This window comes from Arthrobacter sp. 01T425 (assembly GCF_056398725.1).
The window spans coordinates 80,543-103,704 of record NZ_JBFTPY010000016.1 but is presented as its reverse complement, the minus strand read 5'-3'; the positions used below and the strand labels follow the sequence as shown (position 1 = coordinate 103,704).

Annotated in this window: 25 protein-coding genes; 8 read left to right on the top strand and 17 right to left on the bottom strand. The window is 63.7% G+C overall.

Annotated elements, in window-relative coordinates:
* Positions 1 to 129: 129 nt before the first annotated feature.
* Together AC1DNG_RS16975 and AC1DNG_RS16970 are read right to left on the bottom strand one after the other, a co-directional pair.
* Positions 130 to 1,562, bottom strand: a protein-coding gene (locus AC1DNG_RS16975) for a DDE-type integrase/transposase/recombinase (RefSeq protein WP_476887831.1) whose coding sequence is annotated in 2 segments (ribosomal slippage) — positions 130 to 1,172 and positions 1,172 to 1,562 — 1,434 coding nt in all. Because the reading frame shifts where the segments join, the coding sequence is not laid out codon by codon here.
* 388 nt (positions 1,563 to 1,950) lie between these two features.
* On the bottom strand, positions 1,951 to 5,907 hold the full coding sequence (locus AC1DNG_RS16970) for an NACHT domain-containing protein (protein WP_476887830.1): 3,957 nt from the start codon (positions 5,905 to 5,907) through the stop codon (positions 1,951 to 1,953).
* A 307-nt stretch (positions 5,908 to 6,214) separates the two neighbouring features.
* Between AC1DNG_RS16970 and AC1DNG_RS16965 the strand changes: the two genes are divergently transcribed.
* Positions 6,215 to 6,595, top strand: a complete 381-nt coding sequence (locus tag AC1DNG_RS16965; RefSeq protein WP_476887829.1) for a hypothetical protein — start codon at positions 6,215 to 6,217, stop codon at positions 6,593 to 6,595.
* Positions 6,596 to 7,431: 836 nt separating this feature from the next.
* On the opposite strand, the gene AC1DNG_RS16960 is transcribed toward AC1DNG_RS16965, so the two are convergent.
* From AC1DNG_RS16960 to AC1DNG_RS16935, 6 genes are all read right to left on the bottom strand, one after another.
* Positions 7,432 to 7,707 carry a hypothetical protein gene (locus AC1DNG_RS16960; RefSeq protein ID WP_476887828.1) on the bottom strand — a complete coding sequence of 92 codons (276 nt, stop codon included), beginning with the start codon at positions 7,705 to 7,707 and terminating at the stop codon, positions 7,432 to 7,434.
* A 6-nt stretch (positions 7,708 to 7,713) separates the two neighbouring features.
* The gene (locus AC1DNG_RS16955) at positions 7,714 to 8,073 is read right to left on the bottom strand and encodes a hypothetical protein (RefSeq protein ID WP_476887827.1); all 360 of its coding nucleotides are present in this window, start codon (positions 8,071 to 8,073) and stop codon (positions 7,714 to 7,716) included.
* Between the two features lie 433 nt (positions 8,074 to 8,506).
* A complete protein-coding gene (locus AC1DNG_RS16950; protein ID WP_476887826.1) occupies positions 8,507 to 9,559 on the bottom strand; it encodes a PDDEXK nuclease domain-containing protein in 1,053 nt (350 codons plus the stop codon).
* A 62-nt stretch (positions 9,560 to 9,621) separates the two neighbouring features.
* Positions 9,622 to 10,818 (bottom strand): hypothetical protein, encoded by a 1,197-nt coding sequence (locus tag AC1DNG_RS16945; protein WP_476887825.1) that lies wholly within the window; start codon positions 10,816 to 10,818, stop codon positions 9,622 to 9,624.
* 27 nt (positions 10,819 to 10,845) lie between these two features.
* A complete protein-coding gene (locus AC1DNG_RS16940; protein ID WP_476887824.1) occupies positions 10,846 to 12,486 on the bottom strand; it encodes a relaxase/mobilization nuclease domain-containing protein in 1,641 nt (546 codons plus the stop codon).
* A 3-nt stretch (positions 12,487 to 12,489) separates the two neighbouring features.
* The gene (locus tag AC1DNG_RS16935; RefSeq protein ID WP_476887823.1) at positions 12,490 to 12,879 is read right to left on the bottom strand and encodes a MobC family plasmid mobilization relaxosome protein; all 390 of its coding nucleotides are present in this window, start codon (positions 12,877 to 12,879) and stop codon (positions 12,490 to 12,492) included.
* 210 nt (positions 12,880 to 13,089) lie between these two features.
* On the opposite strand from AC1DNG_RS16935, the gene AC1DNG_RS16930 reads away from it, so the two are divergent.
* The gene (locus tag AC1DNG_RS16930; RefSeq protein ID WP_476887822.1) at positions 13,090 to 13,410 is read left to right on the top strand and encodes a hypothetical protein; all 321 of its coding nucleotides are present in this window, start codon (positions 13,090 to 13,092) and stop codon (positions 13,408 to 13,410) included.
* A gap of 207 nt (positions 13,411 to 13,617) precedes the next feature.
* Here the strand turns inward: AC1DNG_RS16930 and AC1DNG_RS16925 are convergent, their stop codons facing one another.
* From AC1DNG_RS16925 to AC1DNG_RS16905, 5 genes are all read right to left on the bottom strand, one after another.
* Positions 13,618 to 14,322, bottom strand: coding sequence for an SOS response-associated peptidase (locus AC1DNG_RS16925; protein WP_476887821.1), 705 nt, complete (start codon positions 14,320 to 14,322; stop codon positions 13,618 to 13,620).
* A 45-nt stretch (positions 14,323 to 14,367) separates the two neighbouring features.
* Positions 14,368 to 14,658 (bottom strand): helix-turn-helix domain-containing protein, encoded by a 291-nt coding sequence (locus tag AC1DNG_RS16920; protein ID WP_476887820.1) that lies wholly within the window; start codon positions 14,656 to 14,658, stop codon positions 14,368 to 14,370.
* Positions 14,658 to 14,915, bottom strand: coding sequence for a ParB family protein (locus AC1DNG_RS16915; protein ID WP_476887819.1), 258 nt, complete (start codon positions 14,913 to 14,915; stop codon positions 14,658 to 14,660). The genes AC1DNG_RS16920 and AC1DNG_RS16915 overlap by 1 nt, the downstream gene beginning before the upstream one ends.
* Positions 14,916 to 15,095: 180 nt before the next feature.
* Positions 15,096 to 15,608 carry a single-stranded DNA-binding protein gene (gene ssb, locus AC1DNG_RS16910; protein WP_476887818.1) on the bottom strand — a complete coding sequence of 171 codons (513 nt, stop codon included), beginning with the start codon at positions 15,606 to 15,608 and terminating at the stop codon, positions 15,096 to 15,098.
* Complete coding sequence (locus tag AC1DNG_RS16905) at positions 15,605 to 15,880, bottom strand: glutaredoxin family protein (protein WP_476887817.1); 276 nt, start codon at positions 15,878 to 15,880, stop codon at positions 15,605 to 15,607. Before AC1DNG_RS16905 ends, ssb begins: the two co-directional genes overlap by 4 nt.
* Before the next feature lie 307 nt (positions 15,881 to 16,187).
* Here AC1DNG_RS16905 and AC1DNG_RS16900 point away from each other — a divergent pair, with 307 nt between their 5' ends.
* Both AC1DNG_RS16900 and AC1DNG_RS16895 read left to right on the top strand, forming a co-directional pair.
* The gene (locus AC1DNG_RS16900) at positions 16,188 to 17,120 is read left to right on the top strand and encodes an ABC transporter ATP-binding protein (RefSeq protein WP_476887816.1); all 933 of its coding nucleotides are present in this window, start codon (positions 16,188 to 16,190) and stop codon (positions 17,118 to 17,120) included.
* A gap of 7 nt (positions 17,121 to 17,127) precedes the next feature.
* Positions 17,128 to 18,468: an ABC transporter permease gene (locus AC1DNG_RS16895; RefSeq protein ID WP_476851031.1), complete on the top strand. Its 1,341-nt coding sequence runs from the start codon at positions 17,128 to 17,130 to the stop codon at positions 18,466 to 18,468.
* 453 nt (positions 18,469 to 18,921) lie between these two features.
* Here AC1DNG_RS16895 and AC1DNG_RS16890 read toward each other — a convergent pair whose 3' ends face one another.
* A complete protein-coding gene (locus AC1DNG_RS16890) occupies positions 18,922 to 19,263 on the bottom strand; it encodes a hypothetical protein (RefSeq protein WP_476887815.1) in 342 nt (113 codons plus the stop codon).
* Between the two features lie 161 nt (positions 19,264 to 19,424).
* On the opposite strand from AC1DNG_RS16890, the gene AC1DNG_RS16885 reads away from it, so the two are divergent.
* The 3 genes from AC1DNG_RS16885 (at position 19,425) to AC1DNG_RS16875 (ending at position 20,561) form a co-directional block, all read left to right on the top strand.
* The gene (locus tag AC1DNG_RS16885; RefSeq protein WP_476887814.1) at positions 19,425 to 19,649 is read left to right on the top strand and encodes a hypothetical protein; all 225 of its coding nucleotides are present in this window, start codon (positions 19,425 to 19,427) and stop codon (positions 19,647 to 19,649) included.
* A 247-nt stretch (positions 19,650 to 19,896) separates the two neighbouring features.
* Positions 19,897 to 20,241, top strand: a complete 345-nt coding sequence (locus AC1DNG_RS16880; RefSeq protein ID WP_476887813.1) for a hypothetical protein — start codon at positions 19,897 to 19,899, stop codon at positions 20,239 to 20,241.
* 122 nt (positions 20,242 to 20,363) lie between these two features.
* The gene (locus AC1DNG_RS16875) at positions 20,364 to 20,561 is read left to right on the top strand and encodes an MJ0042-type zinc finger domain-containing protein (protein ID WP_476887812.1); all 198 of its coding nucleotides are present in this window, start codon (positions 20,364 to 20,366) and stop codon (positions 20,559 to 20,561) included.
* 86 nt (positions 20,562 to 20,647) lie between these two features.
* Here the strand turns inward: AC1DNG_RS16875 and AC1DNG_RS16870 are convergent, their stop codons facing one another.
* Positions 20,648 to 21,133, bottom strand: coding sequence for a hypothetical protein (locus AC1DNG_RS16870; protein WP_476887811.1), 486 nt, complete (start codon positions 21,131 to 21,133; stop codon positions 20,648 to 20,650).
* Positions 21,134 to 21,990: 857 nt separating this feature from the next.
* Between AC1DNG_RS16870 and AC1DNG_RS16865 the strand changes: the two genes are divergently transcribed.
* A complete protein-coding gene (locus AC1DNG_RS16865) occupies positions 21,991 to 22,185 on the top strand; it encodes a hypothetical protein (protein ID WP_476887810.1) in 195 nt (64 codons plus the stop codon).
* 116 nt (positions 22,186 to 22,301) lie between these two features.
* On the opposite strand, the gene AC1DNG_RS16860 is transcribed toward AC1DNG_RS16865, so the two are convergent.
* Both AC1DNG_RS16860 and AC1DNG_RS16855 read right to left on the bottom strand, forming a co-directional pair.
* Positions 22,302 to 22,643 (bottom strand): hypothetical protein, encoded by a 342-nt coding sequence (locus AC1DNG_RS16860; RefSeq protein ID WP_476887809.1) that lies wholly within the window; start codon positions 22,641 to 22,643, stop codon positions 22,302 to 22,304.
* A gap of 131 nt (positions 22,644 to 22,774) precedes the next feature.
* Positions 22,775 to 23,083: a hypothetical protein gene (locus AC1DNG_RS16855; protein ID WP_476887808.1), complete on the bottom strand. Its 309-nt coding sequence runs from the start codon at positions 23,081 to 23,083 to the stop codon at positions 22,775 to 22,777.
* Positions 23,084 to 23,162: the final 79 nt, after the last annotated feature.

Below are 23,162 nucleotides of genomic sequence, written 5' to 3'. Positions count from 1 at the left end.
AGACTAGCACTGCAGCACCTCCTGCGCCAGATCCAACGAAGCTCCTGGTCGGCCGAAACCGCGTACCCGAATTCGACGGCGCCTACTCGGCGCACCGGAATTTTTCAAGCTGAACGGTACCAGCGGGAGTTAGGCGGCTGACTGTTCGAGGATCTCCTTTGGTTGGTTGATCCATGCCGGTCCGGGGAGCGAGAGGATTTTGGGATCGGTGGTGGTCGTGAAGCGTTCGGGGTGTTTTGTCCGGGCTGCAGCGAGGGTTGCTGAGCGTTCCCTGGCGACGCCGGCGGCGTGGCCGTAGTGCACGTTCGCGGGCGTGTGGAAGCCGATTCCGGAGTGCTGGTGGTGATGGTTGTACCAGTCCACGAAACCGCTGATAAATGCCCCGGCGTCATGGACCGAGGCGAAGCGTTCGGGAAATTCCGGACCGTATTTCAGGGTCTTGAACAGCGCCTCCGAGTACGGATTGTCATTGGACACCCGGGGCCTGGAGTGAGACCGGGTGACCTCCAGATCCGAGAGCAGCGCGGCCACGGTTTTAGACGTCATGGACGTGCCCCGGTCCGCGTGCACGACCCGGGGAATGCCAAGGATGCCGAAGATCCCCTTCATCATCTCCACAGCCAACACTCCGGATTCGGTGGCGTGCACGTGCGCGCCGACGATGAACCGCAAATGGATATCGACCATCATGTAGCGGTCAAAATACTTCCCCCTGACCGGGCCCGCGAGCTTTGTAATGTCCCACGTGAACACCTGGCCCGGGGCCGTAGCGACCAGTTCCGGAACCGCCCGGGGCGGGTGTTTGGCCAGCCGGCGGCGTTCCTTGACCTGCTTGTTTTCCTCCAGCACGCGGTAGAAAGTCGACAAGGATCCCAGATAGATCCCCTGATCCAGCAGCTTCGTGTAGACCTGCATGGGTGCCAGGACCACAAACCCGGGCGAGTTCAGCACAGCCAGGATCTCGGCCCGCTCAGCGGCGCTGAGCTTATTCTGCGGCACCACCGGCATCTCGTCCCGCGGCGGGGCCGGTTTCCGGTTCGCGGTCGTCCTGGAAACACCGGTCAATGATGCTGCCTTCCGCGTGGGGATCTTCAGCTCCAGCATCGACCGGTAGGTGGCCATCAGCGTTTCTTGGACCGGGGCCCGTCCGGCATATCCTCTGAGGCGCTCTCAAAGAACGCCTGTAGTTTTCCCATCAGCTCCAGGGCTGCCTCGGTCTTCTTCAACCGGCCCTCACTCACCTCGAACTGGCGGCGCAAACGCGCGTTCTCAGCCTGGTCCGCCGACAGTTTCCCAATCGTTTCCCCGGCCTTCTTCCCGGCCAGAACGCCGGCGTCCCGCAGCCGCCGCCACTCGGTCATCTGCGAGGAATACAGGCCCTCCCTGCGCAGGAACGCACCGCCCTCGTTGCTCTCACAGGCGGTCTCATACGCGGCCAGGAACTCCAGCTTCTGGACCGGAGTGAACGACCGGCGAGGCCGCGGACCACCGGCCCGCGGCCCGTAACTACTACTACCCACAGCACTATCTTCGCGTACTGCACTCAAAACTGGACTGGACATGATTACTGGATTCCTGGCTCTCGCCCCACGCGACTAAGCGGACTTGCTATGAGCCGTTGGTACCGTTCCAGCCTGACACGTAGGGTTAAGGCACCGTGTCGCTTTTAGAGGCCTCAGCTCGGTCAGTGTCATCAGTGCGGAACTGACAACTTCGATGAGACAGCCGGGACCGTTTTTCGTCTCACCCATCGTCTCTGGGCCGAGGCACTTCGGCCGTAGGGAACGGTGCAGATGTTTTCTGAAACAGACACTGCCGGCACAAGACAGATCCCGACCTGCGAGCGATCTTGCCGGAACGATTGCTGAACGTGACGGCACCGTCGGGTTGTCCAACGAACTGGGCGCGGACGGGGACCGATCGTTAGGTTCTAAAGGCGCTTCGGAGAAGCTATTTGTTGACGGTCAGCCACGCCATCCATTCCTCAGGCAACGAAAAGGATCTCAGCACCTTACCCAGTACCTGAGCCCCCCGCTGATCGTCAATGTCGGTGAGTGCTCTCAGCACTACCTTACGGACCTGCGTCCGGTCATCGTCCGTGACCGGCAGGGACAGCAGGACCCCGGCGAGGTCGGGGACGTACCGGGGGTTCTTGGTGTCGGCCAGTAGCTTCAGCACAGCATTGCGAACCTGCGCCCGCTCATCCTCCGTGACCGAGAGGGACAGCAGTGCCCCGGCGAGGTCGGGGACGTACCAAGGAGCCTCGGCGTCGGCCAGCGCCTTCAGCGCAGCATTGCGGACCTGCGCCCGCTCATCCTCCGTGATCGGCAGGTACGGCAGGACCCCGGCGAGGGCAGGGACGTACCCAGGGTCCTTGGCGTCGGCCACTGCCTTCAGCACAGCCGGGCGGATCTGCGCCCGCTCATCCTCCGTGGTCGCTAGGGACAGCAGGACCCAAGCGAAGGCACGGAGGTCCCAGGCGTTGTGGGGTCGCGCCAAGGCTTCCAGCACTGCCTTGCGGACCCTCACCCGCTCATCCTCCGTTGGCTCCAGGGGCAGAAGAAGTTTGGAGAGGAAGCGGATGGGCCACGGCTCCTTGGCGGCGGCCAGCGCCGCCAGCAGGGCCGTGCGGACCCGCACCCGCTCACCCCCATCCGGCTCCAGGGACAGCAAAAGTTCGGTGAGGTCGCGGATGCGCCACGGCTCCGTGGTGACGGCCAGTGCCTCCAGCGCCGCCGTGCGGACATCCGCACGTTCACCGTCCGTGGTCGCCAGCGATCGCAGGACCTCGACGAAGCCGTGGATCTGCCCAGGGTCTCTGACTGCGGTCAGAGCTTTCAGCAGTGCCGTGCGGCCCTCCGCCCGCTCACCGGCGGTGGTCGCCAGGGCTGGCAGGACTGTGGCGATGTCGGGTACGTACCCAGGGTTATCGCTGTCGGCCAGTGCCTTCAGCACCGCCGAGCGTGCCTCCGCCCGCTCACTATCCATCGGCGCCAGCGCCGGCAAGACTGCGGCGAGGTCGGGTACGTACCCAGGGTCTTCGGTCTCGGCCAGCGCCTTCAGCACCGCCGAGCGTGCCTCCGCCCGCTCATCTTCGCTGGGCTCCAGGGACAGCAGTACCTCGGCGAGGGCGGGGACGTAACCAGGGTCCTGGACGGAAGCCAGTGCCTTCAGTACCACCGTGCGGACCTGCATCCGCGCACCGGCGCTTGGTTCCAGGGATAGCAGAAGCTCGGCGAGGTCGCGGATGCGCCACGGCTCCTTGGCAGCGGCTAGTGCCTTGAGCACTACCCCGCGTGTCTGCGCCCGCTCACCGGCCGTGATCGCCAGGGCCCGCAGGATCCCAAGGAGGCCGTGGACGTACAACGGCTCTTCGGCGGCGGCCAAGGCCTCCAGCACTCCTGTGCGGGCCTGCGCCCGTTCACTGGCCGTGGGTTCCATTGTCGGCAGGGCTCCGGCGAGGTAGTAAAGGTGCCGTTGGCTGTGGGGGCGCGGCAGGGCCTTCAGAACTGCCGTGCGCACCTGCGTGCGCTCATCAGCCGTCATTGCCAGGGACAACAGAACCTCAGCGAGGGCACGGACGCCCCACGGTTCATCGGCTGCGGACCCGGAATCCGACACTGCCGTGCGCGCCTGCCTGCGCTCGTCAGCCGTTGTAGCCAGCGACAAGAGAACCTCAGCGAGGGCACGGACGCCCGACGGTTCATCGGCTACGGTGAGGGCATCCAGCACTGCCATGCGCACCTGCACCCACTCACCGTCCGTGGGCTCCAAGACCCGTAGCACCTCTACGTAGGTGCAGACATCCCGCGGCTCCTTGGCCGCCTTCAGTGCCCTCAGCAATGCTGCGCGAACGTTGGGGTTGGAGGAGGTCCAGTTTGCGGATCGTGCGACGAGGTCAGGTCTACCGACTGCGTTGTCCACCCGGCACCGGTGGAGCAATTCCTGATGTTCGTGGGTCCATTCGTTTGGTTCTGATTCCTGTGCGAGGCCCAAAAGAAGAACCTCGAGCTCCATGTGGGCCATTTGTCGTGCCGGGTCTTTTGCGGGCGGCAGCGCGCGGCTCATGAGTTCGTGGAGCAGGGCTCCTTTTTGCTGCTGGTTGTGCGCGACGATTGCCGCCGGAGCGGCGACCTCCCAGTCCGGGTCAAACCAAAGGTGGGGAAGGAGCAATTCCGCCGCGCAATTGGCGTCCAGCCCCGCAACGTGTTCCGCCACGAAGTGCTCTAGAAAAGTCCTGTGAACAAAGCGTCGGGTAACGGTCCCCTCGTCGTCCTCAGCCGCCTTCGGCACAATGTGATCTATGGCGCGTCGCTCTTGCTGCTGGACCGGTCCCGGCTGAGTGAAGCTGTCGGCCCATACGCCCAAACCGGCGGCGTTTGTGCAGCCGCGCACGGCCGACCAAGCCCAGCTTCTAAGGAGCTTCTCGCAATAGTCTCGGTCGGGTGCGCTGTCCGGCCCGGGAGGGTTGGTGGTCCAAGCACCCCGGAGCAACCGGAGGACAAGGCTATGGAAGAGCTCCCTCCGTCTGGAAGGCAGCAGCGGGGTCATCCCTTCGCGGGCGTCCGCGAGCAGACAGTAGAAGGTGAGCATCAGCGGCACCACTGCCGCCCGTGCCAGCTCGGGGCGCTTGCGTATTTCCTGGATCAGGGTCTCCCCTCGCCCGGGTTTTTTAGCTTCACGGAACCAGTCCCTGACGAAGGTCTCAACCTCGTCGGGGTAAGAGAGGTCGTGCAACTCCACCACCTGCGGCTTCCTGCTACCCATTCCGCCGGGATAGGCACCGCTCCAGGCTGCCGGTCGGCTGGTCACGACTATCCGCCACCGAGACGGAAGGCTGAGTAACTCGCGCACCCGAGGCCCTTGGGCGAACTTATCGGCGGCCTCGTCCAAAGAGTCGACTACCAGCAGCACCCGGACCGCCGAGCCTAAGAAGGTGCGCTTGAGCCGCGCCGACACCCCGGCGTCGCCAGCATTGCTGTGACCGAGTCCCGACGCGAACGATGAGGCCACCAACGACTGATCCGTGTCTCCAGCGGAAATTAACCACTGTTCCCACGTAGTTAGAAGCGGTAGCTCCACCTCGTCCACACGTGCCCCGTTCTCGAGCTGGGACAGGGCCGCCTGCGCGGCCTGTCTCGCGTAGCGGCGGGCCAACCACGTCTTGCCCGCCCCGGGGTCGCCGAGCACCACCAACGTTTGCTCGCTTGCCAGCGCATCCTGAGCTCCCAGAAGCTGCCCCTCTGCCGACAACTCAGAGTTCTGCTCTCGAACGCTCAGGATCTGCTCAACAGAGGAGGCCTTCCAGCCGGGGTGCCATACCGACACGTCCCAGTCCCCGATTCTCGCCTTCAGATATGACATCACATCTGCCACGGTGGCCGAACCCGTCAGTGCGTTGGACAGGACGTCAGAGCTGGCAGCGATTGCCTCTAACTTGTCCTCGGCACCTGCGGCATAATCCTGGATGCTTCTGTGTAGCGTCAGGAATAAGGCAATCGCTGTGCCATCGTGAGCGCGCAGCTGCGCTATCAAAGCTTCATATGTCACCACGATGGCCCGGATCGCAACTGTATAGTGGTCCTCGGTCCCCCACCGAGGATCCTTCTCCGTGGCAGCGGCAACGACCGCTTCAGCCGCAGCGGCCGCCTCAAACCTTAACTGAGCAAGCACATCTGTGCTGATCCCGAAGCTCCATACCGTATCGCGCGCCAGCTCCAGGCCGCGATTGACATCATCGTCGGCTAACTTATTGCTTGCTGCCCATCTGCTGACAGCACCGGCCACCTGCTCCACTATCTGCCGGGACTCTTCTTTCTCGTCATACAGAGTCTTCGCGCGCTTAACTACTTCCGTCAACGCGGTACGGGCGACCATCAGCGGACCACCCAAGGCAGCAATGGCCACCGTAGCTAACGAGCCCGCTAAGTCGCTTCGCTTAGACATCAGCCACAGCCCTTTCAAAAGACCTGCATGAACCTCCTATCATCTACCGTCGCGGCGCTGTGGCACACCCCGGAGTTGCTTTGATTCTGGCGAAGGAGTCGGGCGATAAATTAACCTCCATGGACTAGCCGCTGAAGTCGGGGGCGTCTGTGTAGTTGGTGGCAGATCTGACGGCCACCATTCCTCGTTGGCAAGGACCGTCTGTTGATTGCCAATCACGTCCTTCCAAAGGGAAGACTGCAGAGATCCGCTTCGGTGACCCCCATGGTTGGGCTCCCCCAGTGTCCCGCTGACGTTCATCCTCACCGCCGACCTCGCCGCGTACCTCGCCGCGGCCGTCGACGCCGACATCGCCGCAGGGGAACGCATCGACATTGGATGGGACCGCCCCGTGAGCATCCAGGACGTCGCGGACATTTCCAGCAGCCTCCTCGGCCGGCCGATCACAGTAGGGACGGGCCCGACCGGTGCGGCAGGTGCCTCTGGCGGCGGCGCCGTTCCCGCGGACATGGCCGCCATGCTCGAGTGGTTCGAGACGGGCCGCTATGTGGCAAACACAGCCCGGCAGGGTGAAGTCTTCGGCATTCCCACAGCCGAAGACGCCATCGGACGCTTCATCACAAGCCTCGGACACCCTCTCCACGAGTAGGCTGTCCTGCCAGAACGGCAGGACACCCCGGGAGTGCCGGCCATAGGCCCCTGGTCCCGGCCCGCGAGGCGGCCGGGGACGCGGGCCACATCGCCGAAGAGGGACCTCAGCCGTGGGCGTCTTCACCGCATTCGGCAATGAGTCCCCCCGCCCCACGAAACCGGGCCATCCTCGAAGGGCGGGCGGCTCCAAACCGAGACGGCCCCAGCCGGGATTGCACGGGGGAGGTCTACGACGTCACCTCTGGCGCCTGAGCGCGGCTCCAAGGGAACAGCCCCCGTGTGGTCGGCGGGTTCCAGGATGCCGTGGTTGCGCCAGCGAAAGACAGTCCGATCTCCACACCGATAGCGGAGATTAAGTAGTTTTGGGCCCGCGAGCCAAGTGCCAGCTATGCAGTCCCCGGGCCGGGCCGATCGCGGCCGGAAATCAGTTCGAGTAACGGACACCGGCGTACTGGGAGGTTTAACGCGGACACGGTGGACACCCCTTCTGACCGTCCGGCCTCCGACAGCGGGCGTCCGTCCAAGTCCTGGACGTCCTGGCTTAGGCCCAAGAAGCGGGGGGCCTGTGGATGAAGCACATCAAGGGACTGAAACCACTCGGCGAGCTCGTCCGTGAACATCGGCTCCAGCTGGGCCACCTCCCAGCAGAACCTCGCCGTTCGTCCCCCCAGCCGGCCTTAGTTGCCGTCGAAGACGGTCTCTGCACGCCACTCGGATGAGGGTAGGGTGTGAAGCTCCCAGTAAGTCTCCGCGATGAGATCTGGTGCGAAGGGCGTTTTTCGGGCGCGATGCTGCCATTGATGGTGATACCTGCGACGTGCACGTTGTCTGGCGTCAGTTCGTCGTGGAGCATTGATGTTGCTGCCCGGAGGGCTGCCTTGCCGAGTGAGACGGTCCTGACGCCGACGACAGCGGTTTGTACCACTCGGGGCACCAGGCGAAGGTTGCTCCTTCGTTGACTTCCCGGACGTAGGACTGGGCCAGGAGTTCGGCGAAGAACTCAACCGCGCTCGAGTAGACGAGCTCCGGTTCAGGTTCGTCGTGGCTGTGACCGCTGTTGGTGGCTGGAACCTCTTCGTCGCCGAACGCATCCCCGAACTCTTCACTCACGACGGGTCACCGTCTGTCCACGGGTTGCGCGCGGGGACGGGCCAGTGGCTCGCGCTCGACATTCGCCGGGCCGGCGAGTGAGTCCCTGACTTTCTGGGCGTGGGGCCCGTTCATCCAGGGGATGGTTTCGATCATGGTGGCCGGGGCTCCGGAGGCGAGCAGAATGGCCCTAAACCGGGGAAGGGCGGTCAGGTCGGCCACGGACAGGATCTCGTCCTTGTTCTCCTGCCGGGAGGACGAGGACCCGTGCTTGCTGTGGCTGCGGGAGACGTTGACCGCACTAGCGGCTTGCCTGGCAGGACATGCCCGGCCCCGGTTCTCCGTCAGGGAGATCGGCAGATATGTGCGGGCAGTGTCTGCGCACATATCCCGTTCCATGCGCCGGGGTTTCAGGTCTGGAAATCTGTTACTCCCGGAGTCTGTGAGTCGGTCACCAGGCCTATAGCGGATATTTCCTTACCCTGATCGGGCCAACCAGCTAGATACTGCCTGTAAGCTGCTGACCGTTCGGCCCCAATTGTCCAGATGTATCTGGACAATTGGGCTGGACCGTCGGAACCTAAAACCTCACTTCGCCATACCGGCCCTGGCCGTCTGGCCCCAAACCGGGATTCTGGGCTTTGGCCGGGGCTGGAATAACGGGCCCAGGACTCATTTCCGCGGTGGGCGGTTGGCGATCGGGAAGACCTTGACTCCGCCAAAGCAACATCAGGAATTGTCCAAAGCTCTTTGGACAATTCGGCCGGCGCCTACAGTACGTGCACGCCGTGGCGGGCGTGCGTTTCCCAATGTGGGCGGGTTATTGGCTGTCTTCGGTGTCAGAGCCTGGTTCTGCCCATTCGAGGGCTGCTACGAGGTGTCCCTCGTTGGGGAGGGCCTGTTGTTCGGAAGCCGGGAGCTTGTCGTAGGTGTAGGCGGCGACGGCCATGGGAGAGGTGGAGCGTCCCAGGCTGTACCGGACGCTGCGGTCGTTCTTGGTGCCGCAGATGAGGATGCCGATGGTTTCGTTGTGGTGGCTGCGCCGGAGGGTGTCGTCGACGAGGGCGACGTAGAAGTTGAGTTTTCCGGCGTATTCGGGCTGGAATTTTCCAGTCTTCAGTTCGATGACGACGTATCTGGACTGGTCGATGTTGAAGAAGAGCATGTCAACGTAGAAGTCGTCCCCGTCGACGTCGAAGTGGACCTGGCGGCCGACGAAGGAAAAGCCGGGGCCGAGTTCGCGGAGGGTTTCGGTGATCCTGCTGGTCAGGGCGTTTTCAAGGTCGCGTTCGGCGACTTCGCCGGAGAGGCCGAGGAATTCGAAGTTGTAGGGATCTTTGGCGAGCTGTTGGGCTAGTTCCGAATCTGGTTCAACAAGCTGTTGCACAAAGTTCGAGGGCGCTGCGCCCGTCCGTTCAAGAGTTTTGTTCATCATCATGTTTAGGAGCACGTTCCGTGACCACCCGTACTCCACAGCTGCGGAGGCGTACCACGCCCGCTGTTCCGCGGTCTCCGCTTTGTCCAGGAGCACGGTGATGTGGCCCCAGGGCAATTGTGCAACAGGCTGTTGCACAATTGGTTCCGGCCAGGCTGTGGCGAATCCGCGCATGTAGAAGAGGTTGCGGCGGGAGAGTCCTTTCATGTCGGGGAACTCTGCCCGCAGGTCATCAGCCAGTCGAGCCATGACGCCGCTCCCCCAGCCTTCGATGTCCTGGCGTTCCAGGATTGTCCGGCCGATGGACCAGTACAGCTCGATCAGCTGGGTGTTGACCGTCCGCAATGCCTTGGTGCGTGCGGCCCGGACCCGGGCCTTGAGCTCGCCGAGAAGGTCCGTGTAGCCGGTGGGGAGTGCGAGGTCGCGGGCGTCAGTCATGCGTTCGATCCTACCGAGCCGGCTAGCTCCGAATCGGTCTCTCTAGGTGGAGCGGGGAATCCTTATCGGCTGGGACCATTTTTCGATTTCTGGGCCCCAAGTGCGGCACCTGAGCTTGTCTTCCGCGCCTTCGCCGGCGCTTTGCCGGTAACGAGTGCGGCGCTGGGGTGCGTGCCCTCGCTGCGGGCCGCGGCCAGGCGCCCCTTGACGCGTTCCTCGCTGGCGGTCCCGGCGAGGGAGGCGGCGAACGCCTGGCGGTGGTCCGCGGAACCGTATTCCGAGGCCGAGCCGCTTTCGGCCTTCCCGCCCTGGGCCTTCCGGCGTTTGCTGTCGTCGGGGGTGACCCTGCTCTCCAGCTCGCGGCCGAGCTCGGCGAGGCGTGCGAAGAGTTCAGCTTCGGTGCGTTCGTAGCGCTGTTCCAGCGGCTGCTCCTGGGAGCCTTTGAAGCCGCCGTCGGCGAGGAGTTTTGCTTCGTGCCAATCCTTGACGGCGTCCACGAACCTAGCGTCGTTGAAGTGGTTCTCGCCTGTGCCGTTGAAGTTCGCCGTGGTTTCGTCGCGCAGCTGGTCGATGGTGGGACCGTTGATGCCGTCTTTGCCGATCAGGTACAGGCGTTCCTTCACGGCGGTGTCGGCAGCCTCGATGGCCGCGGGCGTCGTGGCATTGTGTGCGCTCTGCAGCGCCGCCGACAGGGCTGGGTTGTTCAGGTATTCGACGGGCACCTGGTGCCGCTCCATTTCCGGGGCAAGCGTCCGGGCCTTGGCGCGGAGTTCTTCGGCCTGTGTCGCGGCGATGAGTGCCATGCCTTTCCGGTGTTCGGCGACGGCGGCGCGGCGCGCCTGTTCGGCGTTGATGGTTTCGAGGCCGGATTCCAGGTACGCGGCGTCCGTGCCGACGTCGCGGGTGTCGATGCCGTAGCGCTTGAGGACTTCGGTCCGGATCCGTTCGGCTGCGGCGAGGGCGGCCGGATCATTGTCCTTCCACCCTTCAGCGACGGCGTGGGCCCTGGCGATGTCGCCGGGCTGGGCCTTGTCCCACCACTGGTCCTTCCCCACGGGGGCCAGTGCCGCGTGCGCAGCGCTGCGTTCGGCGGTGAGACGTGCCCGGGCTTCGTGCGCTGTCTGGGTGTCCTGGTGTTCCTGTTGCCGCTGGCTCTCCTGTCGACGGCGTGCCAGTGTCTCGGCAACGCGTGAGGCGATCATCAGCGACTGCCGCAGGCCGCCGTCCAGGACGTCATCCATTCCATCTGATTCACTCATCGTGTTCCCCTTGCAGTTGGTGGTGGTCTATCGGTCCAGGCCCGGACCGGCGTCGCGCCGGCTGGGCTGGTAGGTCTTCGCCGGCGTCGCCGGCGTTGGGTTCGTGGGCAGTACTGATCCGGGACGGATCGGAACCATGCCGCGCCGGGCGATATCGATCGCCCGCGGCGCCACGGCGGCGTCGGGTGCCGGCTGCTGCCCGGCGCTCACCAAAACCGGTTTGGGCATGGTGCCGGTGAACGGGGCCAGCCGCTCCTCGACCACGGACCGGATGCGCTGAGCCTCCCGTGTGCGGCCGGACTGGGCGTGCATTTCATACACGGCGAAGGCGGAGTTGATCAGCTGCACCATGAGGGCTGTCTGCGCCGCGGTTTTGTCCTTACTCGAAGCGGCCATGAACAACACGGCCGTCCCGGCAATGGAAGGGAGCGCGACGGGTTTGCTGTGCTGCCGTGGTGCGCGCAGCTGGGCGGTGCGGGACAGTTCGGCGGCGGTGGCCGCCAGCGGACCCGCGGTCGGTTCGAGCCGGTAGGACCATGCCGCGAACGCCCCGGATACGTCCCGTGCTGCCTTCGCCCAGGTCGCGTGATCATCCCTCGGGATGGTGCGCAGCTGATCCGCCAGGGCGGATGCGTTGCGGGTGTATTCCACCCACGCTTCCGCCGGCGGCGCGGCGTGCTCGGGGCCGGTTCTGGAGACCGTGCGCCTGTTCCTCGCCGCCGCGTTCCATTCGGCTGCGGCTTCCGTTGCCAGGTGCGGGGTGTCGGGCCATTCTTCGCGGAGGGCACCGAGTTTCAGGTCGGAGGCGAGGGTTCCGCCGCCGAACCAGATGGGACGGTCTCCCCGGGCGGGGCGTTCGGCGACGGAGTAGCCGACAATGACGTCGGTGGTGTTCTTCGCGTAGCGCGGACGGACAAGTAGTCCGGTGTCCCGGGCGCGGCGGACGAACTCCGCTTCGGACCCGGAGGCGCTGGCGCTGGCCCGGACCTTGCGGGCCAGGGATGAGCGGTGCATTTCACGGTCGTCCCGGATCGCGGTGGCCTTTTCGGCTCGGTCGTAGCCGCGGCTTGCGTGGATGGTGGAGAGTTCTTCCAGTCCGTACTTGGTCTCCAGTGCCCGGCAGGTTTGCTGTGCTTTTTTGTAGTCGCCGTGGGTGGAGGCTTTGGTGCCGTCTTCGCGGACCAGGGACACGGCGATGTGGATGTGGTGGTTGCCGTTCTCACTCGTGCCGTGGTTGATCGCCGCCCAGCGGCACTGGGCTTTGCCGCTGGCTTCGGTGAAGCCCATGGCGTCGACGAAGTCGTTGGCAATGTCGCCCCATTGCTGGTCCATCAGCGGCCCCTCTTCGGCGCGGAGGCTCAGCGAGCAATGCCACACATCGGCCGGCTTGTGGCCGTTCTCCACACGCTGCTTCGATGCCGCGTCCCAGCGGAAATCCTTCTGCAGGATCTCGACGCCAAAAGACTTCCGGGGCTGGTCCAGGTGCTTCGCTATCGCCACAGCATCATCGCGGTCCAGAACGCCGTCGTCGTACCAGGCCATGACCGCTGCGTCCCCGGCCACCAGGTGCGGATCGGTGTGGGAGTTCTTCGTCTTGTCCGCATCGGTCGATGCCAGATACAGCAGGAGTCCGGACATCCTGGAACCGCGGGTGATGTTGGGAATCATCGGCTACATCAGCCCCTCAATGGTCCGGTCAATCCGCATCGCGACCTCGCGCACATAAGCCAGCGCAGCCTTCGCGTCCTGCGGGAACTCATCCCCGGCGTTCGCGTGGCGGGCGATCTGGTTCACGTTGTTCGACACCCGCGCCAGGAGCGTGTGCAGGGCCATCAGTTCCGCCATCGCCGCCTTGCGCTCCGTCGGCGTCTCAGCAGTCTCCGAAAGGGCCGCGGTGACCAGCAGGTTCGGGACAGTAACTTTCTCCCGGGCAGCCCGGGCAACCAGCGCCGCCTCTTCCCCTGCGGTCACCCACACTTCCCGGCGCTTCTTCGTCCCCGCCGGCGAATTCTCACGGCGGCGCTTGGACAGCCGCGGACGGGACTCATTCTGCTCAGACAAAGCACTCCCCCGTCCCTTTAAAAGCCCAGCGCAGCGACCCCGAACCGGGGACCACACCACCGAGTGTGCCAAGCAAACCGCCGCAGGCGCGTGAGCGACACGCCATTTACACCCGTGTAAATGTATAGCTTGCTCCGGCGTCATTCCGGATCGCTGTCTGCGCGGCGGTTCGTCCCGTGGATTCGGGGATGTGGTGGTTAGGGTGGAGGCATGGCGAACCTCGACATTGAAAAGACACGTAACCAGGCCCGCGCGCTGCTCGACTCGCGCATCGAATCCGTCACGCAGCTGGTCAAGGCCCGGCAGCGGGTCGCTGACCTCAAGGAACAACTCGCGGATGCTGAACGCGACGACAAGCGCTCATACGTCCGGGCCACCAAGGACGGGTGGAGCACCGAGGAGCTGAAGAAGCTTGGACTCGAACCAGGGGCCGTCTCACGGCGGCGGAAAACCGCCGCGTCACAGACCGCAGGTCAGGCGTCCGCTCCCCCGCACGGTGACATCCTGGACACCGCGACCACACAGTCCTAAGGAGTGGCGGGTTCCTTCCCCATGGTCCAAGACGGTGCGCCCGGCACACCCCAGGTCAGGGCCGGCTTTCTTCAGCCAAGGACCACAAGAACACCCGCAAGCGGGTGCACCGCACCACTGATTGGCCGTCACCTTTGGGTGGCGGCCAATCCGCGTTGTCTTGCCTCAACGTGTTCCCTGCTGCCCCGAAGGGGAGGACGGGCGGATTCAGGTGGGCGGGTCGAGGAGTTCGGGTCCGTTATTGCGGACGCTGTTCACCCGGTCCGTCACTACCCGCGGCGTCAGGACCGGTTCGGGCATGGCGTCCAGCAGCTCCTGCACATCATTCTTTCCGGTGGTGCCCGGGTTGAGCCAGGCCCCGTACATCTCCGGCGGGACGATGACCGGGGCCCGGTCATGGACGTGGCCGAGGGAATCGTGAGCCATGGTGGTCAGCACGGTGCAGCTGAGCAGCCACCGGTGCGGGTCATCCTCCGGCAGGGACGGGTCGGGCCAGAACTCGTAGAGTCCCGCAAAGGCCAGCAGGCCATTCTTCTCGGAATAGAAGTAGTGCGGGATCTTCTTCCCATCCTCGGCTTTCTCCCACTCGTAATATCCCTCGGCCGGAATCAGGGCGCGCCGCGTGATGGCTGCTTTGCGGAACGAGGGCTTGTCCAAGACGGTCTCGCTGCGCGCGTTGATGAGCTTCGAGCCGATCTTAATGTCCTTGGCCCAGGACGGAACGAGACCCCAGCGGGCAATCAGGAGCCGGCGCTCCACGGAGTCCTCATCCAGCTTCTCGATGATGATCGGGACGTCCTGCGTGGGCGCTACATTCCAGCTCGGCGGGGGCGGGCTGCCCTCAACTTCCCTGGCCTCGAAGTGACTCAGGAGATCACCGGTCGCCTTTGACATCACGTATCTGCCGCACATGCTTTCATTCTGCCCCAACACCGGCTCCCGGGATCCCCAGGTGGGTCAGTCATCAGAGGTGGTTTCCTCGGGGATCTGCCCGGCCGCGATCCGGTGCGCGGTCTTCTCGTACGCGGCCTCAATGTAGGCCAGCAGGTCATCTTCCCGGACGCGCCAGACGTTCCGGCCGCCGAACTGCGCGGCCCGCAGTTCCCCGCTGCGCACCAGCGCATACACCAACGGCGTGTTGACGTTCAGGACCTCCTTCACCTGATCCAGAGTCAGCATTCTGGGCAGCGCAGGACCAGCCGCCGGCGTCGGCGGCGCGTCGGTGTCCTCGGTCCGTCTTGCCATCATCAGGTTCCCTCGTTCCGGTGTTGCAGTTCATCTTTGGTGCGTTGTCCGCGGCGCAGTCCGCCGGCCGGGACAGAGGCCCATGCCCGGCCGGCGTTGTGGCGGCGCTGCAGCCGCTTCACCTCCCGCATCGTGGCCCGCACGATGAAGTCCGACACGGACGCGTCGCCCTCCAGGTGGCCGGCGGCCAGGAACGCCGCACGGACCTGCCCGGCTTCATCCTCTGTGAAATACGGCGTGAATGCCGCGATCTTCTTCATCCCGTTGATCTTCCCTCACGCAGTGCCCGGCGCATGAATACTTGCTTCCGGCGTGGCTCCTGAGAGCCGGTCCAACAGAAAGAGCCGGAGGGGTAGAAAACCAGCGGGAACACAGCAGACAACGCCAGCACGACCTCGGGCCGGCTGAACCCCTTCTCCGAAAGCCGGGATGCACGCCATCTAGAGGGCCGGCTCGTTCTCGGGAGCCGGGACTTCGATGTTGCCGGTGGGGTTGGCTGCGAGACCGAACCACGCATCGTCGTCCCCGTAGTCCCGGGGAGACAGGCTGAACCTGTCCGGCGGGTGCTCCTCGTCCTGCTCCGGGCCGGGACCGGTACGCGTCACCTCCGCGGTGGTGTGGCGCAGGGACGGGCCGATGTCCTCGACTTCGAGCTCGACGACGGTGCGCCACTCCCCCGTCTTCGTCGTGTAGGACCGGTGCTTCAGGGCACCGGTGGCGATCACTCGCATGCCCTTAGTCAGGGACGCGACGGCGTGCTCGGCGGTACCCCGCCATGCCGTGGCGGCCAGGAAGAGGGTGTCCCCGTCGACCCACCGGCCGGTGCCGGCGTCGAAGGTCCTGGGCGTGGAGGCGATGGTGAAGTTCGCGAAGGCCGTCCCGGATCCCGTGGACCGCAGCTCAGGGTCGGCGGTGAGGTTGCCGATGACGGTCCCGCCGGTTCCGACGCTCATGTGAGGGCACCTTGACGCACGGCGGCTTCGATCTCGATGACCCGGGCGATCTTGACCGGGTTCAGCCCGGACCAGTGGTCTTCGCTGCTTTCCTTGTCGTAGACCACGACCGGGACCTGGGAGTAGCCGAGCTCTTCGGTGATGTACTCGAAGGCGGCCTGGTTGGTGGTCGCGTCGACCTCGGTGAAGGCGATGCCGGCGTCGGTGAACTTCTGCTTGGTCTTGGTGCAGCCGAAGCACCCGGCGGGCTTGGTGTAGATGGTGAGGGTCATTTCAGCACCTGGTTTCGTATCTCGATAAGTTTCGTTCGTCTGGCTGACCTGCTATGTCCATTCTAGCAATCATTCAACTGAATGAGTAGCCCTAATTCGTTGAATTCTAGGCACTTTTGCTTGCAATTTTAACAGCCATACTGTGGTGGGGCTGTCATCTCCAGTCGTTAGCCGGCCAGTTCCCAGTCAGCGGAGAGCTGCGGTGGACCACCGGCTTCCAGACGCAGCCGGGAGGCAGCTGCCCCCGCCAGCTTCCGCCTCCGGGCCGATTCCTCACTGGCGACGGCACGCCGGTTAGAGTGTTGCCATGACGCTGGGGGACGCGGCCACCGAGCCGCTGGTACACATCAAAGACTTCCGGATGGACTTCGGGGACACGACGGTCATCAAAGACCTGTCCTTCGATGTCCGGGCCGGGGAAACGTTCGGGTTCCTCGGCAGCAACGGGTCCGGGAAGACCACGACCCTCCGGGCGCTGCTGGGGATCTACCAGCCGACCGCGGGGACCCTGCATATCGGAGGCAAACCCTTCGCCCCGCAGGACGGGGCCCGCCTCGGCTATTTGCCCGAGGAACGCGGCCTGTACAAGAAGGAGTCCGTCCTGGACGTCATGGTCTACTTCGGCCGCCTCAAAGGCCTGGACAAAATCCACGCCAAAGCCTGGTCCCGGGACTACCTGGAGCGGGTGGACCTGGCCGACAAGGCCAGCACCCGGCTGGATAAGCTCTCCGGCGGGCAGCAGCAGAAAATCCAGCTCGGCGTGACCATCATGAACGACCCCGAACTGCTGATCCTGGACGAACCGACCAAGGGCTTCGACCCGGTCAACCGGCGCCTGCTCATGGACATCATCGAGGACCAGAAACTCGCCGGCGCGACCGTCATCATGGTCACCCACCAGATGGAAGAAGTCGAACGGCTCTGTGACCGGGTGATCCTGCTCAAGGACGGCACCTCCCGCGCCTACGGCACCGTCTCCGAGGTCCAGGAACAATTCGGCGGGACCGTCTACCGGCTCACCTACACCGGGACCCTGCCCTCCTCGGCACTGTATGACATCGTCAGTGCCGGCAGCGGGCATGCCGAGCTCTCCCCCCGCCCGGGCGCGGACGAAGCCGCCGTCCTGCGCGAGCTCATCGGCCATGGCGTCGCGGTCAGGGCGTTCACGACCGCGAGGACGTCCCTGGACGAGGTCTTCATCAAGGTCTACGGCGAAACCCACGACATGGCGGAGGCATAAAAACCCCATGACACAGAAAACCTCCACGCAGCTTCCCTCCCCCGCCCCGGCACCGGCCACCCCGCCGCCGACGCCGAAGCGCGCCTTCGCCGGTCATAACCTCGGCACTGTCGTCGGGTTCGAATTCACCCGCACCGTGAAAAAACGCCGTTTCTGGATCGCGACCCTGGCCATCCCGGTGGTGATGGCGATCGTGTTCGCGCTCATCTACCTCAGCAACTCCTCCACGGCCGCCAGCGCCGACGCCCAGAAGACCGCGGCCGTGTCCTTCACCTACACCGACGCCTCCGGACTCATCACCCCGGCGATCGCCACAGCCATGGGCGGCCGGGAAGCCAGCGATCCGGACAAAGCGCTGCAGGACGTCAAAGACGGCGCAACCGACGCCTACTTCGCCTACCCCGCCGATCTGGCCACCCAGCCGGTCAAGGTCTACGGGCAGGACCAGGGGATCTTCGACAACGGCAAATACGACGCCGTCGCCAAACAGCTCCTCACCGCCTCAGCCCAGGCCACGATCGGCTCCCCCCAACTGATGGCCGCGGCCAGCGGCGACGTCAAAACCGAATCCCAGACCTTCAAAGAAGGTCAGCCCGCCGGCGGGCTCGGCTCCGCCGTCCCGCCGCTGATGTTCCTGCTGATCTTCTACGTCTCGATCATTCTGCTCTCCAACCAGATGCTCAACAGCACCCTGGAAGAGAAAGAAAACCGGGTCACCGAAATGATCCTCACCACCCTGAACCCGACCACCCTGATCATCGGCAAAATCATCGCCCTGTTCATGGTCGGCCTGGTCCAGATCCTGGTCTTCCTCACCCCCATCGCCGTCGGCTACGCCTTCTTCCGCGACAAACTCGCCATGCCCGACCTCGACCTGTCGACCCTGAGCTTCGACCCCGGCACGATGATCATCGGGGCGCTGCTGCTGCTGGGCGGCTTCACCGTCTTCACCGGTGTCCTGGTCGCGATCGGCGCGGTCATGCCCACCGCCAAAGACGCCGGCACGATCTTCGGGCCCCTGATGGCGCTGATCTTCGTCCCCTTCTACGCCATGACCCTCATCATCTCCGACCCTAACGCGCCCATCGTGCAGATCTTCACCTACTTCCCGCTCTCCGCCCCCGTGACCGCCCTGCTCCGCAACGGCTTCGGAACCCTCTCCCCCGTCGAAGCAACCATCGTCATCGCCGAACTCTTCATCATCGGATTCCTCATCCTCCGCCTCGCCGTCCACCTCTTCCGCTACGGATCCATCCAATACTCAAGCAAACTCTCCATCGCCGGCACCTTCGGCAAACGCACCATACCCGGCGTAAATGACCCCGGCGGCACACGGCTGTCGTGCTAGGCGCGGGAGGCACCTGCGGCTAACTGTGGCCGACACACATTGCCCACCCGTCAAAAACCCTGCAGCTCACGTTTTGACTGGCTTTCTTTCCGGAAACGAGTTCTGACCACTGCTGTTGGGGCATTCGGGTCGTTTTCGTGTGACTTTCAGCGGTAAATTGCGGCGTTTTGGCGACGCTATTTGTCGCGCGCCCATGGATTCCAAGAGGACCCCTTCACCGGACGCCCCCGCAATTCTCGCCATCCGCTGAGGTGTTCGGTAGAGGATCCCTGAACGGACGCCGAAGCGTCCGATGATCCACCTGCGTAGGGGCGGTGCTAAGTGGACGCGGAGGACCGCAGCAGCTCAAGACACGGGCGGCCGAACACCTGCGGACGCTTAGCGCGCCTCCGGAAACCAAGGAAACAGAACTGCACGCGATCATCGCTCGGGCGGTGGTCTCAGCCCTGACATTCATTTGTCGCTGAGCACTCGGACTACCTCGGCGGGCGGCTCGGGCGTGGGGCGATCATCGGGGATCGCCACCCATACGATGCCGTGCTGGTCTTGACGACTTTTGGCAGTCCCGATCGGCTCGGCGAGGTTGACCGCCACGTCGCGAGCGAAGCCCTCAATAGTGTCGTCTGCTGCGTTCCCATGGAACTCCAGCCTGCAGCCTAGGACCGCCATGGGATCTATAGTCCGGCGGTACACAACGCACGCTTCAGCCGGCCCGTCTTGCCAGATGCCGAGGATTTGCACGTCCTCCGCCCAGTAACGGTTGACCGAGTCAACGATGGAGCGAACAAGATTCATAGTCCCATCCTGAAGGACGACCGGATGCGAAAGCAGGCACGTACGCTGTCCTCATGCAGAGTGTTCAGGCTAGTGCGGACGACCCAGTCGGCGACGGTGATTCGGCGCCAACCTATCGCGTGCGGTTCTGGACTCCGGCTCCGCGCCCTCGCTCGGCGTGGATGGTCGATGAATACGATGTCACGAAGGCCAAGGACGTCGCGGAGGTCATTGAATGGGCCACCGCGACTGCTGTCGGCAACCCGTTCGAGGTTTTCCACCGGTGGGACGACCACCACACCGACAGGAACAGCGAGACCATCCCTCGCCATCGATACACCTTGCTCTATGGAAAGCCGGCAGGCGAAGAAGTGACCACGGAATCCATCATTTTCACATCGGACTAGCTCTCCACGCGACCGCTAAGTAGATCCCTTCCGGGACAGTTCCCACCAAGGTTGTAACACGGGCGAGGCAGCATCCACCCCAGGAAAACGGCTAAATAGACGGTGGGTGCCCGGTGAGGGATCCTCGATTGGGACAGGTATGCGAATCAAGGAACCTGAAACTGCGTACCCTCGATGCATGGATGAGTTCGTTCGCTATCAGAGTGCAGTCCCAAACGGGCGGGGCCGATTTCCAGGCGTATTCGCGATGGCCAACGGCCTCCGAAACGAAGGGCTCCTCAGTGAAGCAGATAAGCGATGGCTCGTGGTGGCCAACGCCAGCGCCAACGCGACCTATACGGATCCCACAACTGTGGCGGCGGATTGCTACAACTCCGAGCTGAACCCCGGCGCCCGCTCGTGGTTCAAAGCCGGGTCCTCGCAACTTCTCCAAATGACGACCGAATACTTGAACCTCCTCGACAGGTACGGCGTTCCTTGGATGGCACTTCGCACCCGCAATCCCGGCCGCCTTGTCTACGAGGACGCAGTGCAGGTAGTTGCAGTTCCGCATAGTTATCCAGAGGACTGGCCCTTCCAACCCGTCCGGTAGAGGATCGGCTAGCGAGCCTGTCCAAGCGCCCATGGGTGGGCTACTGGCCGTGTCAGATCCAAACTGTCGGGGGTCGGGAGCATCATGGTCGCTAGTACTTCCTAACGAAGGGTGAGCAGGCAATGACCGACAAGATGGAGACCGAGTGCCCGGACTGCGGGAGTAGGGTCCGCTTCACGCTCGATGACATCGCTAAGCAGCGCACGGTGCGATGCTCGCGCGGGCACCTGGTGAAGTTGCAGGACGAAGGCGGCGGCGCCCGAAAGGCATCTAAGGCTCTCGGTGACCTAGACATGGCATTGAAGAAGTTCGGCAAGTAGCGGCCCTCCAGTGCCCGGTCCCGGCGCGCCGACCTCGTCCGGTAGCCAGGTCGCCAAAACGGGCTCCTCCAACGGGCGCTCGACGCCTAAGCGAGCTCGACCTGGCACCTTCTGCCGGTCGACTCCCCGTGGAGCGTGAAATCGAGGCTGAGAGTACGAGCATTTTTTGGCGGCTTCGGTAGGAAGGTCCAGGATGCCGCCCATTCAGTCCCGTCCCCGGCAACTTGCCCGGACGCCAAATGATATTCGGTTCCAGCGTCGTCTGAAACAACCACCTTGATCGATTCCAAGGCCGTCACGCCGGGCATAATCGGCCCATCCCCAGCACTCTCAGCGCCATGGTCCCTCCTCCGCTCAATCCACCGGGAGAGGGCTTCGATATATCTCTGGTCCCTTCTGACGGTTTCCTGGCTCCGGACTCCCTCAAGACTGACCATTATGCCCGGTTCACCTTGCGCGTCTGCGGCATGGCTCGGCCTCTCTCTGGTGAGTTCGACGCCTGCAAGACGCACGGCGATGCCGTCGCTTTCGGCAACAACGAGATCAGCGGGAGCGGAAACAATCGTCATCATGAGAGCCAGCCTAGCTTTCGCGAACCCGGATAAATCCTTCCCAGCTGAGTTCCGCTGAAGGATCGACCACCGGGCACTTTTATGGTTTGGCAGCCAGCTGCTTAGGCATCCGGTGCTGTACTCGTAAGACACCGCGCCTTGAGGAGCTCTAGGCTTGCACGGCTGGCGGCCAGCTGGAGTGTGGTGTTGTCTGACTTGATTGTCATCACTTGGCCTCCGGGGAAGACTGTCCAAGGGGCTTTTGTAGGTTCTCCAATCGCCCTGGGCGCTGAGTAAACTTCCATTGGCCCGGCAAGAGGGCCGCTCTCGCTTGCACCCAGCTGGAAGATCAGGCGGTTTGGCTCCGCTTTCGCGTAACCCCGGGCCCACCTACTCCGAAGTCCCGATCCAGGCTCACGATGGGCACATTCGAAAAGGCCTCGTTCCGCGTCCTGGGCCGCCCGCTTCTTTCGAAGCGGAGCAATGACCATGAGCTGGATGGCAGTTATGAGGACAATGCCAGCCGTGATCACGATGACCAAGGTCGGCCACCACCCCAAGACGGCCTGCAATGGGACAAAGAGGATGCCGGCTAACAAGTAGAGCGGCAACGCGCCGAAGGCATCATATGCCCGTTCCAGCCGGCTCCTCGGTGATGGTTCCAAGTCCGGTTCGCGCATGGGAAACCTGCTTCCTGTGATGTCGGGAGTCTAATCACCAGGATGGTCTTTTGATAAGGCGGGCCGTGACGGCGCAGCGAGGGTTGAGGTCCCCCCGCCGGCGCCCGTAAGCCGGTCGATCAGCGTGCCGCTGAAAGTCGCTGACTAGATCCGGGTGAGGGCGGCTCTGGGCGATGTGCGTATGACCCGCACGGAGAAATGAACGATGAGGAGGCGCTAACAGCAACTGCCGCCGGGGACAGCGCGGTACGCCCCTATCTCGGAAGCACGTTTCTTCAAGCGCGAACGCTGCCGACGTCAAAAACGACCCTTATCGAATATCACATGGTCAAAAACCTGACGTTGATGAGTTTTGACCTGTTTTGCTTGAAATCTGCACGCTTATGGCTGTGACTTTCAGCGGTAAATTGCGGCGTTTTGGCGACGCTATTTGTCGCGCGCCCATGGATTCCAAGAGGACCCCTTCACCGGACGCCCCCGGCGCGATCCAGGTCAACGGTGCTAGCGAATCATCCCTCGCTGAGAACTCGGAGTACCTCGGAGGGCGGCTGAGGTGTGCGGCGGTCGTCGGGGACAGCCACCCAAACGATGCCGTGCTGATCTTTACGGCTTTTGGCGGTCCCGATCGGCTCGGCGAGGTTGATGGCTACGTCGAGAGCGAAACCCTCGATGGTGCCGTCTGCTGCATCCGCATTGAATTCGAGCCTGCAGCCTAGGACGACGGAGGGATCTATAGTCCGGCGGTATACAACGTAGGCCGCAGCCGGCCCGTCCTCCCAGATGCCAAGGACTCGCACGTCCTCCGCCCTGTAGCGGTTCACTGCGTCCACGATGTAGTCGACAAGATCCATGGTCCCATCCTGGAGGAAGACCAGAAGGAAAGGCAGCCTAATTGGCCTGGGGCATCAGTGCCCGGCGGAGGATCCTTTACCGGGCACTTCGTTTATCTTGATGTCGTTGGAGGCCTCTTTGCGTTGGCGCCCTAGGGAATTATCGTGATGGACTCCTGAGGCATTGCGCACGATGCGAGCGTGAAGGCAGGGGCTTTTGCGTCTGCTCGGTTGTTCCGACCGGTGTCGTCGCACCAGTCGATCTCATACGGGTAAGCGGAGATAGAGCCTTCTCCTGCGGCCGTTTCGGTTGGCACGCTGAAGGTGTAGGTGAATCCGCCGGCATCATTCATCGGGGCTGTCGTATCGATGACTTTGCCACCGCGGGAGTCCGTGAAGGTGATCTTGACGCGTGCGTTCTGCCCGTAACGTGGATTGCACTGCGCGTCGGAGGCAGACACTGTTACTTGGTCACCGGTCCTAGCACTGGATGGATTGGCTGAGAACTTAGGGGGAAAGCATGGCGGCTCGCCTGTGGAG